Here is a 15,283-nt window from a genome sequence, read left to right on the forward strand (position 1 = left end):
ACGCAGCCCACGACGCAGGAGTCTGATTCGGAGGGCCTGATGGCACTGGCGAGACCAGGGCCATCAGGAGCAGGTCAGGTGCGCTTGAACTGGCTCAGTACAAAGAGGGTGGTGGCGCAGACTACGACCGAGGGACCGGCCGGGGTGTCCTGATACCAGGAGAGGGCAAGGCCCCCCAGCACGGCGAGACAGCCTGTCAGGGCGGCAAAGCCGGCCATCTGCTCCGGAGTCTGGCTGAAGCGGCGGGCGGTGGCGGCGGGAATGATCAGCAAGGAGGTGATGATGAGCGCCCCGACGAACTTCATGGCCACGGCGATGACCAGGCCTATCAGCAACATCAGCACGCAGCGCAGCACATCCACCCGCACCCCTTCCACCCGGGCCAGCTCTTCTGAGATGGTCATGGAGAGCAGGGGATCCCAGAGCCGCCACAGGGTGAGCAGCACCAGGGCGCCGCCGCCGTAGATCCAGAGCAGGTCCATGGGCTGCACCGAGAGCAGGTCGCCAAACAGGTAGGCCATCAGATCCACCCGCACGTTGTCCATGAAGCTCAGGGTGACCAGACCCAGCGACAGGGCGCTGTGGGCCAGAATGCCGAGCAGGGTGTCGGTGGCGACCTGCTGGTTGCGGCTCATGATGACCAGCAGCATTGCCATGGCGAGGCAGCAGACCACGACCGCCAGGGTGAGGTCCACCTGCAGCAGGATACCGAGGGCGATGCCGAAGAGGCAGGCATGGGAGAGGGTGTCGCCAAAATAGGCCATCTTGCGCCACACCACGAAGCTGCCAAGCGGCCCGGCCAGCAGGGCGATGCCGAGTCCGGCCGCGAGGGCGTATAACAGAAAGCTGTCCACGTGAAGATCCTAGTTGTTGCGAGAGGGCAGGCGGATGACGGGAGCCTGCGGTTCATGATGATGGTGTTCGCCATCGCAGTGGTGATGGTGGGTATAGACCGCCAGCACCTCCCGCTCCGGTCGCCCGAACAGGCGGGCAAATTCCGGGTGGCGGGCCACGCTCTCCGGCTCGCCGTGGCAGCAGACGTGGCGATTGAGGCAGATCACCTCGTGAGTGCTGGCCATCACCAGGTGCAGATCGTGGGAGACCATCAGCACGGCGCAGTGGAACTCGGCGGCCAGCTGGCTGATGAGGGCATAGAGCTCGATCTGGCCCGTGATATCTACCCCTTGCACCGGTTCGTCCAGCACCAGCAGCTCGGGTTTGACCAGCAGGGCGCGGGCCAGCAGTACCCGCTGCATCTCGCCACCGGAGAGCTTCTGCATCCGGTTGTCCAAGAGCTCCTGCGCACCGACCCGATTGAGCGCCTCCTCGATGGAGAGGCGGCTGTTCTTGCCAAGTTGCAGGAAGCGGCGCACCGTCAGGGGGAGGGTGGGGTCCAGATAGAGGCGCTGGGGTACATAGCCGACCCGCAGATCGCGGCGGCGAACGATGTCCCCCGAATCTGGGCTGAGCAAGCCCAGCACCAGCTTGCTCAGGGTGCTCTTGCCCGCCCCGTTGGGGCCGACCAGGGTGGTGATTTTGCCTTTGTTCAGGGTAAAGGAGACCTTGTCGAGCACGAGTCGTCCGTCAAATGAGAGACAGACCTCTTTCAGCTCCACCAGTTGGGTCATGACAGCTCCGGGGTTTACAGCCTGTGAGAGTTATAATATAACAGCGACGTTGGTTTGTTATATTATCACACACACACACCCTGACGAGACCTCTATGCGAATTCTTGCTCTGATCACTGCCCTGATGGCGGTGAGTCTGCCTGTCCGTGCCCTCGAGGTGCTGACCACCATCAAACCCCTGGGCTTCATCGCGGCGGCGATCACCGATGGTGTGAGCGAGCCCGGGGTGCTGCTGCCCACCGGTGCGTCGCCCCACGATTTTTCCCTGCGCCCTTCCGACATGCGCAATATCAAGGAGGCCGATCTGGTGGTGTGGGTCGGTCCCGAGCTGGAAGGCTTCATGGCCAAACCCCTGGCCCAGCATCCTCATGTATTGACCCTGACCCAGGTTCCCGGCATGCCGCTGTACAACTATGCGACCCAGGGGGAACATGACGATCATCACCATGATGACAAGGATCATGACCATGCCGCCCACGACCACGGCTCGCACGACGAGGGCCATGAAGGGCACCACCACGAAGGGGTGGATCCCCACATCTGGCTGGGTCCAACCCAGGCCAAGGTGATTGCCGAGGCGATCGCGACCGAACTGGGCAAGCTGGATCCTGCCAACCAGGCGCGCTATGCCGCCAATCTCGCGGCCTTCGAGGGCAAGGTTGACGCCCTGGACAAGGTGATCGCCGTGCAGATGAACGCGGTGGATCAGAAGGGCTACTTCGTGTTCCACGAAGCCTATGGATACTGGGAGCGTCACTACGGCATGAGCTCCAAGGGACACTTCACCGTGAGCCCGGAGCGTCGCCCGGGAGCCAAGACGCTGATTGACATCCGCAAGGCGCTGGAAGAGAAAAAGGCGAGCTGCATCTACGCCGAGCCGCAGTTCTCCCCGGCGGTGATCGAGTCGGTTGCCCGTAATACCGGGGCCAAGGTGCTGCTGCTGGACGAAGTCGGCGAGCAGGTGCCGCTCGGTCCGGACGGTTATCCGCAATTCATGCAGCAGTTGGCGGATGCCTTCGCCCAGTGCCGCTAGGCCTTGCCCGACATTGACGATAGAGGCGGCGCGGCCAACTATACTGACCTCCAGCATCTGATATGGAGTGTCAGTCATGAAATGGTTGCTCGTCTCTGCCTGCACGCTGACCCTGCTGGGATCCGGCATACAGGCATCCGGTCTTTCCGAACACATCGCCAGCCCGGAACTCAGGGCAAAAATGCAGGCGGTCTATGGCGCCAGAGCGATCCAGCGGTCCGAGGCCTTCTCTCGTCTGCTGACGCCAAGAGCCGGAACGACGGACCAGCAGAAGCTGGAGCTGGTGAACAACTACTTCAACAACCTGACCTACAGCGAGGATCCCAGACTGTGGGGGGATGATGATTATTGGGCCAATCCGCTGGAGTTCATCGGGGCGAGAGGAGGGGATTGCGAGGACTACAGCATCGCCAAGTACTATACCCTGATGGAGCTGGGGGTCGACGAGAAGAAGCTGCGGCTGGCCTATGTGAAGGCAATTCGTTACAACCAATTCCACATGGTGACGTTGTACTTCCCGACCATCAAGTCAGATCCCCTGGTGCTGGACAACATCAATGGCCGCATCCTGCCGGGGAGCAAGCGCAATGATCTGCAGCCGGTTTACAGTTTCGATGCCAAAAGCATCTGGATCATGAAATCCCGTCGCGAGGGAACCCTGGCGGGGAGTGCCGATCGCCTGGCCCAGTGGACCTCGATGCAGAGCCGCTTCTCCAGCGAGCATTTGCGCTCCCCCCGTCGCCAGCTATAACTTGCCCGCCGCCTTCAACTCCTCGAAATATTTTCCCGCGCCCGGATGCTGTTCGACACTCAGCACCGGGCCTATTTTGTTGCGCGCCTTGTGAAACAGGTTCGCATAGCCATAGGTCTGTTCGTTGAAACTGGTTTGCTGACTCAGCATGGCCCGGGTCAGCCGATAGACCTCGTCATCGGGAGTGGCGGCATTGGTCACCAGGGTGGCGGCGATGGCGAAGGTGGGGGTTGCCTTGAGGTTGCCCGGGTAGATGCGTGCCGGCACCTGGCTGCGCTGATAATACCTGACCCCCTTGAGCAGCTGGTCCCTTACGGGCCCCTCGATCGCCAGGAAGCGCACGGCGCAGCGCTTGGCGGTGTCCAGCACGATGCGGTTGGGATGACCCATGACAAGGCCATAGGCATCGATCTGTTTATTGCACAACGCTTCGGAGAGATTGGCGACGCTCTTCAAATCGAGATCTTGCTCCTTTGCGCCCAGAACATTGAACAGGGCCAATGCCGTTTGACGAGTCCCTGAACTCTTCAGGCCCATGTCGATGGGGGCCAGCTTGAGCTGCTCCAGGGTGGTGATATCCCCATCGGCTCGCACCACTATGGTGAAAGGTTCGGCGTGGGTGGCAAAGAGCGCCCTCAGCTCGGGTTGTGGCTGGGCAGCGAAAGGCCCGGTGCCCTGGCTGGCCTGATAGAGCCAGTCGGACTGGACGAGCGCATAGGGTACCTCTCCCGTTTTCAGCTGGCGGAGATTTTCGATGGACCCGGAGCTGGCCTGTAGTTTGCAGGGCATCGTGGGGTCACTTTTTTTGGCCAGTCTGCAGAACTCCTTGATGACCTGATAATAGATGCCTTGCTCCCCCCCTGTGCCTATGGTCATGGTGGTCGCGTGCAGGGTCGGTTGCCACAGCAGGGCGAGCAGCAGCAGCGGGATCCTCATGATGCATTCTCCTGAGTGGCATAACCATCGATGCCCCAACTGCGCAGCATGTCCACATCGCTTACGTCGCCGGCTTCCGCCAGCAAGGTGTAGCCGGAAGCATGGAGGCATTGGGAGAGCAGGTTCCAATAAAGGGGGGACTGGGTGAGCTGGCAACTGATGAAGACAGGTCTGATGGGGTCGAGCCTGGCCAGATTGTCGTTGTTCATCGGGATGTTGCTGAATGCCAGCTCAATCCCCTGGGACTGGAGTGCGGTCAGTCGTTCCTCGGCCAGGGGGGGGAAGATCGCCAGATCCCAGCGCCAGTCCAGCGTCTTACCACGAGCGCTGGTCAGCACGGGGGCAAACTGCGCCCAGTCTGGGTGGCCGAGCAGGCTGAGAGGCAGCTGGAGCCCTTCCGCCTTCTGAGTCAGCCAGTCGTTGAGCAGCCCCCGAATTTCATCCGGCGAACTGTCCGTGGTGGGGGGGTGCTTGGGTAGCAGGCGGCTGTAGAGCCTGATACTCCCCTGAGTGGAGAAGAAATGCTGCTGATAGGTGTTGCCATCGGTGTCGACCAGCCCAACGAGCTTCTGGTGGGTCGGGAGAGCGTCGTGCTTGCCAAGCTGGGTGATCTTGAGCCGCTGTTGCAGCAGGTCCCGCTTGCGTTCAGAGACCAGCTGGTTGATGGAGACAACGACTTCCTGCAATTCGCGAAGCCACGGGGTTGGCAGGTTGCCGCTGAACTGGCGTTTGCGGATTCGGGCCAGTTGCAGACTGATCTGTTCGAGGGGGCGCAGCAGGCGGCACACCCAGGTGATTACCAGGCTGAACACCAGCAGGCCGGCGAGCAGCGCAAGTCCGGTACGACTGATGGCGTTCCACAGATGCTGGTAGGCGTAACCCTTGTGTCCCTCGAGCGTGAGGGTACCGAGAATGCGCCAGCCGTCGGTCAACTCCTGCTCAATCTTGACCGGTGGCATGTCGATAACTGAGGGGAGCCAGCCTGGAACATTTTGCTGTGCGGTGTGGAACACCTTCTGGAACAGCACCTGGCCATCCGGATCCAGCAGAACGACGGAGTTGACGAAGCCTCCGTCGAACATGGCGTTCACTATGGTCTCGGCAAGGACCTTGTCATCGTTGAGCAGAGTGCCCTGCAGCACCAGCCCCAGTGCGGTGATGGCGGTTTCAAGGTTGGCCGACATCTGGTCGAGAATAGACTGTCGTACCGTGGTGATCTCCAGCACGAGCAGCAGCGCGGCGCCGATGGTGAAGAGGATTAGGATGATTACATTTAACAATTTTGCCAATGACATACCCACTCCATGGAGATGTTTTTGCAACATTTTCTGGGCCGGAGAGCACCACAACCGGACTTGGTTCTTAAAAATAGAAAAAAATGGCTGAAAATGACGATCATTTCTGCCCATGCTGGAAGGTTATGCATAAAATGTGAGTTTCGTGCATGGAGCTATGAACTTTTTGTAAGTATTTAGGTCTAAAAGCCAGATATTCGGTTTTCATAATAAAAACTCATAAAAACAGACCCACAACCACCACCCTTAGATCTAATAACAGGATAGCGGATGAAACGTCTCCGTCCCTTGGTAGCCCAGGCTGCCAATTGGGAACCCCCGGTTCCCCGCAAGCATTTCTATGCCATGCTATTGCTCACGGCCATGACGCTGTCAGCGGTAGCCGTATTGCCAGCTCCCGGTGACATCCTGGAGCGGCCACTGCGTCTGGAGTTGCCGATCGCCACCACGGGCACCGCAACCAACGAAGACAACACCGACTTCAACGACATTCCGGATCACGAGCTGGTCGAGTCAGCCGCTCCCGAAGACGACATCCCGGCCGATGCCACGCCTCAATGGCAAGATTACCGGGTTCGCAACGGCGAGAACCTGACCACCATCTTCAACAACCTGGGGCTGTCCACCACCACCCTCTACAAGGTGCTGGATGCGGATGCCAAGAACAACCTGGCGCGTCTCAAACCCGGTCAGACCATCGAGTTGCTGATCGATCAGGACAACATTCTGCAGCAGTTGAAGATCCGCCTGAACATCAAGCAGACCCTGGTGCTGGAGCGTACCGACGACACCTATAGCGCCAACATGCTCAATGAAGAGGTAGAGTGGCAGCAGAAGAGCTATGACGGTGTCATCAACGGCAGCTTCTACGTCAGCGCCCGCAATGCCGGTATCCCGGCCAACCATATCCAGAAGATTGCCAACCTGTTCCAGTGGCGCCTCAACTTCGCCAAGGATTTGAAAAAGGGTGACAAGTTCAAGGTGCTGGTCCGTCAGGAGACGGTCGACGGCAAGAGTACGGGCAATACCCAGTTGCTGGGGGTCGAGGTGTTCAGCCAGGGCAAGGCCGTGTCAGCCTGGTTGTCGGAAGATGGCAACTATTATGACGGTCAGGCAAACAGCCTGGAGCGCGGCTTCCGCCGTTATCCGACTCACAGCCGTTACCGGGTCAGCTCCAGTTTCAACCCGAATCGCCGTCATCCCATTACCGGGCAGGTCCGGCCCCATGAGGGAACCGACTTTGCCTTGCCGGTAGGCACGCCCATCATGGCGACCGGTGACGGTGTGGTCCTCAAGGCAACCAGCCACCCGCTGGCAGGCACCTATGTCGTGATCAAGCACGGCCGTACCCTGATGACCCGTTATCTGCACCTGAGCAAGCTGCTGGTCAAGCCGGGCCAGAAGGTGAAGATGGGTGACAAGATTGCCCTCTCCGGCAACACGGGCCGCTCCACCGGTGCTCACCTGCACTACGAAGTACGCATCAACAACCGCCCGGTGGATCCCATGAAGATCAAGCTGCCGATGGCGGAGCCGCTCTCCGGCAAGGACAAGCGTCAGTTCCTCGCCAAGGTGAAGAGCTACCGCAAAGAGATGGAGGCGGGCTGAACGGCTCCCTCCTGACGAAAAAGGCCCCGCCAACTGGCGGGGCCTTTTCATTGCAGAACGGCTTCAATAACCCTTGTCAAAGTCGATCCTGCCGTCCAGCTGCTGACCATCGATGAAGCGGATGTAGTTGCGGATGAAGATCTGGGCCACATCTTCCGGGAAGCTGTAGGCGCTGTTGTGGGGCGTCACGATGAGATTGGGTTGGTGCCAGAGCGGGCTGTCAGCGGGCAGGGGTTCCTGCTCGAACACATCGAGCACCGCCATGGCGGGCTTGCCGGCTTGCAGTGCCGCCAGCAGATCCCCCTCATGGACGGCATTGCCTCTACCGACGTTGAAGAAGATGGCGCCCGGTTTGCAGTGGCCGAAGCGTTCGGCGGTGAAGAGGTGGCGAGTCTCGCGGGTGGCGGGCAGCACGCTGACGATGACATCGGCCTGGGCCAGCATCTTGTTGAGAGCCGGCAACTGGTACACCTGATCGAACCCGGCACGCTCACGGCCACTGTGGCTGATGCCGAGCACCCTCATGCCAAAATGCTTTCCGGTGTGGGCGATATGCTGCCCTATGCTGCCGGTACCGAGCAGCAGCAGCGTCTTTCCCTTCAAGCCCTGATAGGGATGGCTCTGCCAGACGCCCTGCTGCTGCTGCTCGCGATAGAGTGGCAACTGGCGGGTCAGGCTGAGCAGATGGCCGAACACATACTCGCTCATCAAGGGGCCGAAGATGCCGCGGACATTGGTGAGCAGGTAGTCGCGGCGGCAACTGGCGTCCAGCAGCACGTCGACCCCGGCATAAGTGGACTGGAGCCAGCTGAGCTTGCCGGCCTTGGCCAGCAGCGGCTTGGCCCGGGCAGGCTCGGCCATCAGGATATGAGCGTCACCGATAAGCTGTTCGGCCTCGGCCTGATTGTCGGCCCGAAGAATGTGCAGATGGGGAAGATGGGCCGCCTTGAGCAGGCGTTCATAGTGGCTGTTGTCCTGACTCAACAGCAGCAGGGTACGTTGGCTCATACTCTTGTTCCTTATCGTGTTTATGGCAAGGCGAGAGGGATGCTGTCTCCATCTTACCCCAGTTGATCGGGCAAGATAGTCGAGCAGGGCGCTTTTTCATTTTTAGACGGGGCCCTCGTGGGCTACAATCTGCCCCACATTTTGCAAAGGATCCGACTCCAGTGTTTGGTGACAAGTTTTATAAGCGACTGGCCGAGCTGCAGCCCTGGCAGCAAACCGTCTATACCCTGGCGCTGGCAGAGCGCATGTACCCCAACTATGTGCTCTTTACCCAGGCTTCCGGTTTCGGGGATGCGAGGGCATTCCGTCACGCGCTGGATCAGATGTGGAACTACCTGACGGTCAAGGGATCCCGCGTCAATCTTGGTGCCATTCTGGAAGCGTTTGAAGTCTACATTCCCGATCCCCGCAAGTTTGAATCCTACGGCGCCTATCCGGCACTGGACGCCTGCGTGGCGCTGGGTTGTGCCTATAACTCGGTGATCTGCCGGGTGGGGGAAGAGGCCAACGACGCCAGCCATGCGTCTGTCGGCACGGTCGCCGGCTTCATCGAGATGCTGGAAGAGCGGGATCTCAGCGATGATGAGCTCTATGAGCACGAGTACATGGAGGCGGAGCTGGAGTTCCAGGTCGAACTGCTCAAACGGGTGGCCCATGAACGGGACAGCGACCGCATCCTTGCCATCCGCGCCTTCGCGGCCCAGGACGGCGTCTCCAACATCGGCATCAGCCTGGAGGCGTAACGCCATCGCGTACTGCCCATAGAAAAAGCTCCCGGTCGGGAGTTTTTTTTATCTCTGAGCGTTCATTTTTTGGTGTGTGAGAAAGCATTTATGCATTTTTTTCAAATGGTTAACTTTTTTCTCCTGATTCTTAGGGGCCATTCGTTGCTGTTGTAAGCTCGCTTCTATTGGTTGCACTTGACAGAGAATCACCGACGAGAACATCTCCATTACTGAGGTCATCTATGAATGCAACAGAGCTTTGGCAGCTTTCCCCCGAGCAATTCAACGAGTGGCGGCGTGAGAACGATTATCCCCGTATCTGGGCGCTGCTGGTGGCGTCGCTGCCCCATTTCGACGACTGGATGGCGGAGCAGAAGATAGAAAAAAGTGTGATCTTCCAGATCGGCATCGCCCGCTTCATCAGCTCCCGCTGCGTGCTGAGCCTTTGTGTCTACATGAGCGACGACAAGGTCCGCCTGTATGAGAGCGCCTCGAGTGCACTGGAATCCCTGCGCAAGAGCGGCCTCATCCGCTCGGAGACCCGTTTCGAGCCTTACAGCATGTGGCTGGCGGGAAAACATGGCAATGACGAGGTGAAACGGGTGCAAAGCCTGCTCTCGGTCTCGGAGAACAACAAGGGGGAGGCCCAGGTGCTGGGCAAGCATCGTCTGCTCAACATCGGCGGTGTTGCCCTCAAAAGCCCCATCATCTCCGGCCGGTTGCTCGATTTCACCTGTCTCGACGAGCTCTCTCTCGATGGGGCCGTCAACAACTCCAAGGTTTATCTGTGGCACTGCTCGGCCAAGGGGGTCAGGGTCAATGGCGGGGTGATCGGGCTCGATCTGTTCGACTCCCTGCTGTGGGACCATAGGGCCTGGGCCAAGAAGCGGGAGCTGGCGCTGGAGGACGGGGTCTTTCAGGACTTCACCATAGAGTGCGAGGAGATCCGCTTCCACTCCTCCCGGGCGGTGCTGAAAAACTTCAGCGTCAGCGCCAAGAACTTCGATGCCACCATGGAGCACACCAACCTGGACAAGGTGGAGGTGGTCTACAACGACAATGGGCGGATCGACCACAACGAGGCGAGCAAACTCTATCGCAATGCCAAGCGCCTCTTCTCCAGCGTGGGTGACACCGTCGATGCCGGCGAGTGCTACTACAAGGAGAAGCTGCACGAGATGAAGTCCCTGGCGAGCCCGCGGGAGCTGTTCCGGGAGCGCTGGTTGCGCAGCGGTCCGATGACGAAGTGCTGGCTCTCCCTGCTGTGCTATCTCAAGTGCGCGGGCAAGTTCATCAGCTTCATCACCTGGGGGTTTGGGGAGCGTCCCATCAGAAGCCTGCTGATGTCGATGGGGGTGATCCTGCTGGCGACCCTGACCTATTTCCTCGCACCGGAGTCTGCAACCCACGGCCATCTGGGACGCTCCCTTTATTTCAGCATCGTCACCTTCGTGACCCTGGGTTATGGGGACATCTCCCAGACCTCCTCGCCGCTGCAACTGCTGTCGGCCATCGAAGCCTTCTGCGGCATGTTCCTGACCGGTCTCTTCCTCGCGGGTTTTGCCTCGAAAACCAAGCAGTATTGACGGGAGCGCCGACGGCGGGTGCCATCAGTGCCCGCCTCCGGTGCCCTCCTGCTGTCTTCCCATCCCTCCCGGCTGGCCCGGCGACCTCGCTTGACGCAGCGGCGGTGGAGCGACTTTATTTAAAGTCATCGCATGCCATGGCAAGCGATGGCGCCACCAGCGCCCGGACATGACGCAATCAGAGGAGAAAGCCCGGTATCGATCCGCCAACCACCGATGTAGAGAAGGAATAACGCTATGATATTGAATCACTTATGGGGATTGTATGCCCATCCCCACACCGAATGGCATACCATAGACGAGCGGCACGACAGCTTCAGAAACAGTCTGACTCACATCCTGCTCGTGGCCCTTATCCCTCCCATCTGCGCCTACTATTCCGCCGTTCACATCGGCTGGAGCATCGGGGTCGGCGATCCCATCACCCTGACCGCCAACAGCGCATTCAAGCTGTCGGTCGCCATGTACGTGACCCTTATCATCGGCGTGCTGGCACTCTCCTATCTGGTGCACTGGATGGGGCATACCTTCGGCTCGGATCCCAGCTACACGACCTCGCTGGAGCTGGCGGCCTACACCTCCACGCCACTCTTCATGGTGGGCTTCTCCGCTTTCTTCCCGCATCTCTGGTTCGTGATGCTCATCGGTTTGGTCGGGCTGACCTATTCCGTCTACCTGCTCTATATCGGCGTGCCCATCCTGATGCACATCACCAAGGAGCAGGGATTCATCTACGCCAGCTCAGTGGTGACGGTCGGCTTGGTGCTGCTGGTCTGCGTGCTGGCTGCCACGGCCATCCTGTGGGGATCCGGCTTCGGTCCCGTCTTCACCCAGTAGCCGTGTATGCCGACGGCAACGACGACAAGGGCGCCTTGATGGCGCCCTTGTCGTTGATCTCTCGCCTGGTCGGCGTGTCTTTGCCAGACCCGGGAGGGAAGTCGTCTGCGTTGATCAGCGGGGATTGCCGCTGCCGATGCCGAACGGGATGCGGTAATCGCTGCTCTGATCGCCGAGGCTGACGGTCAGGTTGCCCTGGGCGCGGCTCGGGATCTGTACCTGCTGGGTACCCATCAGGTTGGCGTGGACGGAGGCCACCAGATCACCGGATTCATCGCGCACCTCCAGCATGGGGTTGGCCTTGCCGGCCATGGCGGCGCTGGCATGCCAGTTCACGAACAGCACACCCGGGGTGGCGTTGAAGTCGGCGGGGACGGAAGCCTGGGCAACACCGGCGCTCATCAGGCCTGCAACGGCCAGCATCTTGATCACGTTTTTCATGTTCATTCACTCTCTTGGTTTTTATGTCATTGGCAAGGCCTGACAGGCCTGCATCAATGCATCCTTGCAAGAGGTCATTCAAATGGTGTGTTGTTTTGTCACGGATGTTTGTCACCTATGTGTATGGGGGACTGCCATGAACGACCAATTGTTTTGCGGCTTGGCGCTCCTGCCTAAGCGATGCGTGAATATTAAGCGCCTCACCCGGTCATTGTTAGCGAGATAAACTGGCCTACACGTTCAAAAAATATGAATGATGTTTTGTGGGGGGACATAGACGGGTTGGAGGGGAGTCACCCTTCCGGAGAGAGGTGCATGTCCCAGACCTGACACCAGATTGTCACATCCGGTGCGTACTGTGCGGCTTCATTTTCACACTGGTTCAAGGATGACTATGTTTCGCGTCTCTTCCCTTGCCGCCTGCGTGGCGGCCACCCTGCTGAGCGGCTGCAATTCGGGCAACGACTCCTCCTCGCCTGCCGTCGGCGACTATCAATACAGCACCAAGGCGGTCTATGCCGCCCGTCAGGCAATGAACAGCTATGAGGTTGCCCCTGAAGGCTTTAGTCCCGTCTTCACCGAACTGGTGGCACGCCATGGCTCCCGCTCGCTGTCCAGCCCCAAATACGATGTGCTGACCAAGCTGGTGTGGGAGGAGGCCGCGAGACAGGGTGCCTTGACCGAGCTGGGCCAACTGCTCGGCGCCAAGGTGGACGCCGTCACGGCCGCCAACCAGACCCTCGGCTATGGCCTGCTGAGTGCGCTCGGCAAGGAGGAGCACGCCAACCTGGCGACCCGGCTCGCCGAACGGCTGCCCACCCTGCTGGCCACTGAATCGACTCCCCTCTGCCTCAAGGTCGAGACATCGGGCAAGGATCGCGCCAACGAAAGCGCCTACTTCTTCATGCAGAGCCTGGCCAAACGGGTCTCTCTGGTGACCGACAGCCCCGACTGTTACGTAAGCCAGGAGAACCCTTCCGAGATCGACAAGGGGCTGCGCAACAAGTTCGAGCTCTACTTCCACAAGACCGAGCCGCAGGGGGAGTACACCCGGTATCTGCCCACCTTCCAGGCCTATCAGGCCTTTGTCGGGGACGAAGACAACGGGGTGGCTCCCGCTCCCGAGCTGACCGAGGCCCTCGATGCGCTCAAGGCCCTGCCCAGGACCCGGGTGATGGCCCGCGAGATGCTCGAGCGTCTCTACAGCAAGGCCTTCGTCGACGAGCTGGCCGCCGGGGTGGATTACGTGGCGGTGAATCCGGAAGACGGCGGCAAGACCCATGTGCGCGACGAGGTGGACGCCGCCCTCATGCTCTACAACCTCTTCATCATCGGCCCGGGGATGATCCGGGAGGCGCAGGCACAAGGCGGGTCCTGGGATCTCGAGCAGTTCATCACTCCAGAGGAGTCTGCCTGGTTCTCCTACCTTTCCGATGCCGAGGACTTCTACGAGAAGGGGCCGAGTGTTGCCAGCCAGAGCGCCACCTACGCCGTGGCCCAGCCCCTGCTTGACGGCCTCTTCAACGAGGTTCAGACCCAGGTGGTGGAAGAGGCGGGTGAGCATGTCGCCAAGCTGCGCTTTGCACATGCGGAGACCCTGATCCCGCTGGCGGCCCTGATGAAGCTGGAAGGGAGCCGCCAGAGCGCCCAGCCCGGCGTGCTGATGAGCCAGGAAAACAACGAATGGCGTGGCGGCTGGGTCTCTCCCTATGCGGCCAACATCCAGTGGGATGTCTACCGCAACGAGGCCGGCCGGGTGCTGGTGAAGATGCTTTACAACGAGAAGGAGCTCGCCTTCAAGGCAGGTTGCGCCCCCATTGCGGTGGGCAGCTTCTTCTATGACTTCGGCGAGCTCAAACGCTGTTACGACTACTCGTCCTGACGCTCTCGTGCCATCCCCGGGGCCGGTCATCGCCGGCCCCGATTTTTTTTGGTTCAGGCGGAGCCGGCTTGTCGACGACCCGCCTGCCAGGTGGTGCCCATGGAGGCGGCGATGATGGCGGTTATCCCGAGCCATTGGGACGGGGGCAATTGTTCGCCCAGCCATACCAGTCCCATCAAGGCTCCCATGGCCGGTTCACCGCTGGTGAGAATGCCGTAGCTCTTGAGGGGAAGGCGGCGTAGGGCAAACATCTCGAGAGAGTAGGGGATGGCGCTCGAGAGCAGCCCCACCCCGATGATGGTGAGGATCACGGGGACGGTGAATGACGCCTCGATCGCACCCTCCAGCCCGAAGGGCAATACCAGCAGGGTGCCCACCCACATGCCCAGCGCCGGAGCCTGTGCGCCCAGCAAGGCTCCTGCCCGCTTTCCGGTGAGCATATAGAGCCCCCAGAAGAGGCCAGCCCCGAGAGCCAGTGCTGCACCCAGGGGATCGATGGCCTGCTGTGTTGCCCGCAGGGGCAAGAGCAGCAGCAGCCCGGCGATGGCCAGTATCAGCCAGATGAAGTCTGCCCGGTGGCGTGAGGAGAGCAGGGCCACCGTCAGGGGGCCGATGAACTCGATGGCCAGGGCTACGCCGAGGGGAATGCGTGCGATGGCCAGATAGAAGAGCAGGTTCATGGCCCCAAGCGACAGGCCGTAGGGGATGGCGCCCAGCAGGGTGCGTCGGTCGAGGGGGACACGCCAGATGCGAAACACCAGGGAGAGAAGGAGGGCGGCGCACCCCAGCCGGAGCAGGGTCGTGCCTGCGGCTCCGAGCAGGGGAAACAGGGATTTGGCCAGGGAGGCGCCGAGGGTGATCGACAGCATGGCGAGCAGGACGGCCAGAAGAGAGGAGAGGGCATTGGGATTGGGTTGCATGGTATTGATACCGAGCAGGACGATGGGCAGTAAAATATATCTGGAGACTTGGGTAAAACCGGTCTAATACTGGCCTTGTGCGATAATTTTTATCTAATGAACCCCATGACCGACAAATTTGATCTGCTCATCCTCGCCGAGCTGCAACAGGATGCCCGTCTGCCCACGCCGGAGCTGGCCCACAGGGTCGGTCTTTCCGCCCCAGCCTGCTACCGCCGCGTCCGCGCCTTGCGGGAGTCCGGTCTCATCGAGCGGGAAGTGGCGCTGGTGGCACCGTCCACCATGGGCTGGCCCATCACCATGCTGGTGCTGGTGACCCTGGAGCGGGATCATGGCCGCATCGTCGATGAGATGATCGCCAGCCTGCAGCGGGAACCCGAGGTGATGGATCTCTGGTATGTGACGGGGGAGCAGGACTTCGTGCTGCAAGTGGCCGCCAGGGACATGCAAAGTTACGAGCAGTTCACCCGTCGGGTGCTCCATGCCAGGGATCAGGTACGCAGTTTCAAGACTCTGGTGGTCATGGGACAGCACAAGCGTTGCGGCGCCCTGCTGCCCGGGTAAAGAGGGGGTTGCGCCGAAGCCTTGCCGGCATTGCGGGAGCGCCGTCAGGGAAACGAACAGGGGCAGGTA

At 60.3% G+C, this 15,283-nt stretch carries 15 protein-coding genes; 8 read left to right on the forward strand and 7 right to left on the reverse strand.

Features of this window, described 5'->3' with window-relative positions; all coding sequences use genetic code 11:
* Positions 1–74 precede the first annotated feature (74 nt).
* Entirely contained in the window at positions 75–854 is a 780-nt protein-coding gene (gene znuB / locus I6L32_RS09575; protein ID WP_010672803.1) for a zinc ABC transporter permease subunit ZnuB, read from the reverse strand.
* 9 nt (positions 855–863) lie between these two features.
* Positions 864–1,628 carry a zinc ABC transporter ATP-binding protein ZnuC gene (znuC, locus tag I6L32_RS09580; protein ID WP_043152919.1) on the reverse strand — a complete coding sequence of 255 codons (765 nt, stop codon included), beginning with the start codon at positions 1,626–1,628 and terminating at the stop codon, positions 864–866.
* 94 nt (positions 1,629–1,722) lie between these two features.
* Between znuC and znuA the strand changes: the two genes are divergently transcribed.
* The gene (znuA, locus tag I6L32_RS09585) at positions 1,723–2,661 is read left to right on the forward strand and encodes a zinc ABC transporter substrate-binding protein ZnuA (protein ID WP_043152916.1); all 939 of its coding nucleotides are present in this window, start codon (positions 1,723–1,725) and stop codon (positions 2,659–2,661) included.
* 76 nt (positions 2,662–2,737) lie between these two features.
* Complete coding sequence (locus tag I6L32_RS09590) at positions 2,738–3,412, forward strand: transglutaminase-like cysteine peptidase (protein ID WP_041212317.1); 675 nt, start codon at positions 2,738–2,740, stop codon at positions 3,410–3,412.
* Here the strand turns inward: I6L32_RS09590 and I6L32_RS09595 are convergent.
* Positions 3,407–4,348 (reverse strand): TAXI family TRAP transporter solute-binding subunit, encoded by a 942-nt coding sequence (locus I6L32_RS09595; protein ID WP_042014953.1) that lies wholly within the window; start codon positions 4,346–4,348, stop codon positions 3,407–3,409. The two genes, I6L32_RS09590 and I6L32_RS09595, sit on opposite strands and share 6 nt — an antisense overlap.
* On the reverse strand, positions 4,345–5,643 hold the full coding sequence (locus tag I6L32_RS09600; RefSeq protein ID WP_216945006.1) for a LapD/MoxY N-terminal periplasmic domain-containing protein: 1,299 nt from the start codon (positions 5,641–5,643) through the stop codon (positions 4,345–4,347). Before I6L32_RS09600 ends, I6L32_RS09595 begins: the two co-directional genes overlap by 4 nt.
* A 270-nt stretch (positions 5,644–5,913) precedes the next feature.
* Between I6L32_RS09600 and mepM the strand changes: the two genes are divergently transcribed.
* Positions 5,914–7,251 (forward strand): murein DD-endopeptidase MepM, encoded by a 1,338-nt coding sequence (gene mepM, locus I6L32_RS09605; RefSeq protein ID WP_041212320.1) that lies wholly within the window; start codon positions 5,914–5,916, stop codon positions 7,249–7,251.
* Positions 7,252–7,314: 63 nt separating this feature from the next.
* On the opposite strand, the gene I6L32_RS09610 is transcribed toward mepM, so the two are convergent.
* The gene (locus tag I6L32_RS09610; RefSeq protein ID WP_043152907.1) at positions 7,315–8,259 is read right to left on the reverse strand and encodes a D-2-hydroxyacid dehydrogenase; all 945 of its coding nucleotides are present in this window, start codon (positions 8,257–8,259) and stop codon (positions 7,315–7,317) included.
* 161 nt (positions 8,260–8,420) lie between these two features.
* Here I6L32_RS09610 and I6L32_RS09615 point away from each other — a divergent pair, with 161 nt between their 5' ends.
* From I6L32_RS09615 to I6L32_RS09625, 3 genes are all read left to right on the forward strand, one after another.
* Positions 8,421–9,002, forward strand: a complete 582-nt coding sequence (locus I6L32_RS09615; protein ID WP_010672811.1) for a YjaG family protein — start codon at positions 8,421–8,423, stop codon at positions 9,000–9,002.
* Positions 9,003–9,226: 224 nt separating this feature from the next.
* Positions 9,227–10,570, forward strand: coding sequence for a potassium channel family protein (locus I6L32_RS09620; RefSeq protein WP_010675794.1), 1,344 nt, complete (start codon positions 9,227–9,229; stop codon positions 10,568–10,570).
* Between the two features lie 237 nt (positions 10,571–10,807).
* Positions 10,808–11,407, forward strand: coding sequence for a Yip1 family protein (locus I6L32_RS09625; RefSeq protein ID WP_029314835.1), 600 nt, complete (start codon positions 10,808–10,810; stop codon positions 11,405–11,407).
* A 114-nt stretch (positions 11,408–11,521) separates the two neighbouring features.
* Here the strand turns inward: I6L32_RS09625 and I6L32_RS09630 are convergent, their stop codons facing one another.
* Positions 11,522–11,854: a hypothetical protein gene (locus I6L32_RS09630; RefSeq protein WP_039039727.1), complete on the reverse strand. Its 333-nt coding sequence runs from the start codon at positions 11,852–11,854 to the stop codon at positions 11,522–11,524.
* Between the two features lie 382 nt (positions 11,855–12,236).
* On the opposite strand from I6L32_RS09630, the gene I6L32_RS09635 reads away from it, so the two are divergent.
* On the forward strand, positions 12,237–13,730 hold the full coding sequence (locus tag I6L32_RS09635) for a histidine-type phosphatase (RefSeq protein WP_109111748.1): 1,494 nt from the start codon (positions 12,237–12,239) through the stop codon (positions 13,728–13,730).
* Between the two features lie 53 nt (positions 13,731–13,783).
* On the opposite strand, the gene I6L32_RS09640 is transcribed toward I6L32_RS09635, so the two are convergent.
* On the reverse strand, positions 13,784–14,650 hold the full coding sequence (locus I6L32_RS09640; RefSeq protein ID WP_216945007.1) for a DMT family transporter: 867 nt from the start codon (positions 14,648–14,650) through the stop codon (positions 13,784–13,786).
* A 105-nt stretch (positions 14,651–14,755) separates the two neighbouring features.
* On the opposite strand from I6L32_RS09640, the gene I6L32_RS09645 reads away from it, so the two are divergent.
* Positions 14,756–15,214, forward strand: a complete 459-nt coding sequence (locus I6L32_RS09645) for an Lrp/AsnC family transcriptional regulator (protein ID WP_039039724.1) — start codon at positions 14,756–14,758, stop codon at positions 15,212–15,214.
* Positions 15,215–15,283: the final 69 nt, after the last annotated feature.

It is taken from the genome of Aeromonas sp. FDAARGOS 1402 (assembly GCF_019046925.1).
Taxonomy (GTDB): domain Bacteria; phylum Pseudomonadota; class Gammaproteobacteria; order Enterobacterales; family Aeromonadaceae; genus Aeromonas; species Aeromonas caviae.

Bases quoted from the DNA above. Each gene is read 5' to 3' on its own strand.
- I6L32_RS09595 (WP_042014953.1), bottom strand. From the start codon at position 4,348: ATGAGGATCCCGCTGCTGCTGCTCGCCCTGCTGTGGCAACCGACCCTG.
- znuC (WP_043152919.1), bottom strand. From the start codon at position 1,628: ATGACCCAACTGGTGGAGCTGAAAGAGGTCTGTCTCTCATTTGACGGA.
- I6L32_RS09620 (WP_010675794.1), top strand. From the start codon at position 9,227: ATGAATGCAACAGAGCTTTGGCAGCTTTCCCCCGAGCAATTCAACGAG.
- I6L32_RS09630 (WP_039039727.1), bottom strand. From the start codon at position 11,854: ATGAACATGAAAAACGTGATCAAGATGCTGGCCGTTGCAGGCCTGATG.
- znuA (WP_043152916.1), top strand. From the start codon at position 1,723: ATGCGAATTCTTGCTCTGATCACTGCCCTGATGGCGGTGAGTCTGCCT.
- mepM (WP_041212320.1), top strand. From the start codon at position 5,914: ATGAAACGTCTCCGTCCCTTGGTAGCCCAGGCTGCCAATTGGGAACCC.
- I6L32_RS09600 (WP_216945006.1), bottom strand. From the start codon at position 5,643: ATGTCATTGGCAAAATTGTTAAATGTAATCATCCTAATCCTCTTCACC.
- I6L32_RS09635 (WP_109111748.1), top strand. From the start codon at position 12,237: ATGACTATGTTTCGCGTCTCTTCCCTTGCCGCCTGCGTGGCGGCCACC.
- I6L32_RS09640 (WP_216945007.1), bottom strand. From the start codon at position 14,650: ATGCAACCCAATCCCAATGCCCTCTCCTCTCTTCTGGCCGTCCTGCTC.
- I6L32_RS09590 (WP_041212317.1), top strand. From the start codon at position 2,738: ATGAAATGGTTGCTCGTCTCTGCCTGCACGCTGACCCTGCTGGGATCC.
- I6L32_RS09625 (WP_029314835.1), top strand. From the start codon at position 10,808: ATGATATTGAATCACTTATGGGGATTGTATGCCCATCCCCACACCGAA.
- I6L32_RS09610 (WP_043152907.1), bottom strand. From the start codon at position 8,259: ATGAGCCAACGTACCCTGCTGCTGTTGAGTCAGGACAACAGCCACTAT.
- I6L32_RS09645 (WP_039039724.1), top strand. From the start codon at position 14,756: ATGACCGACAAATTTGATCTGCTCATCCTCGCCGAGCTGCAACAGGAT.